Origin of the sequence: Tenacibaculum amylolyticum (assembly GCF_964511145.1) — a bacterium.
Lineage (GTDB): Bacteria > Bacteroidota > Bacteroidia > Flavobacteriales > Flavobacteriaceae > Polaribacter > Polaribacter amylolyticum.
In genome coordinates this window covers 1-1,144 of sequence record NZ_CAZEFZ010000061.1, presented here as the reverse complement: position 1 = coordinate 1,144, position 1,144 = coordinate 1, and the positions used below count along the sequence as shown (strand labels likewise).

Sequence of the window (1,144 nt, the reverse complement as noted above, 5' to 3'; positions counted from 1 at the left end):
CTCGGCTTGCTGTAATGCCTTTTCGTCTGCTTTTATTTGCTTTTCTAAATCTGCATAAAATTTAGGTTTTCCTTTTTCCATTTGTAACAGAAAGTCAACCGCTTTTTGTGCTTGTGTTGCAGCTTGCATGATAACTTTCTTATCGTCTTGCATCATTTTAATTTTCAAACGCCAGCTTTTTAAATAGTTCGCGTTGTCTTGTTCTGTACGCCATAAAATACCCGCATAAGCACATAAATACGTCGCGCCTAATTCTGCAACTAATTCTTCTTTAGCATAAGGAATAGAACCAAATTTTCCTCCCATTGGTCTTTTTAATCTTGTATGATGTCCTGTACTGTGTATTATTTCGTGAAACAATGTACTGTAATATGAATCGGCACTATAAAAAGCCCCAAAATCTGGCATTTTTATTAAATCTGTTCCTCCGTTATAACTAGCCCCTCTATAACCATGTTTAATGGTTGGCATATTCTTAGGAAAGTTTTTAATTATCAGCTCGGCTATTTTATTACGCTCTCCCTTGTTATTAGGATCACTTGCTTTTTTAAAGCCGTACATTACCTTTTGTAACTCTGTTAGTTTATCCAGTCCAAAATCAATTCCTTTTACATCAATACCGTTAAATACCTCATGAGAAGTCAAAATCGGTACGGTATCAACAAAAATATGAAACCTATCTACATCAATATTTTTAGTTTCTAAATAGTCTTTCATTTTTTGCTTGTTATACGTTTTAAATCCCTCCTCTTTTTTTGTGTTTTTATATTTATATAAGTGTGTAAAATAAACTGCATAGTAGGGTGCTGCATTTTTTTTAAGTGTTCCCCCTTCTTTTTTTATTTGTTTTTTAGTAATAAAAAAAGGGTTTTCAAGTACAGGCATTTCACCTTGAAGCAGTTTTATATTAATCCCTCGATACGTTTTTTTACTATCATAACTTACGGGTATTAGAAAGCCTTCTTTAGTATTGTATCTTCTATCCCATTCACTCCGTGAAATCCCATTAGATTTACCCATTTTATCAATCATCTTTTGAGTAATCCTTTCGTAAATCTTATCGGGTGTTAATTGCGCTCTTCCAAGCCCTTCGGTGTCGCTTACTTCTATATACTCTAAGCCTGCTAAAAACTCATAAGGAAAC

At 33.6% G+C, this 1,144-nt stretch carries 1 protein-coding gene; it reads right to left on the bottom strand.

The features are described 5' to 3' along the window. Positions 1–1,144, bottom strand: a 1,144-nt coding sequence (locus ACKTTC_RS13155; protein WP_408040297.1) for an ArdC family protein, incomplete at both ends; no start/stop codon positions are given.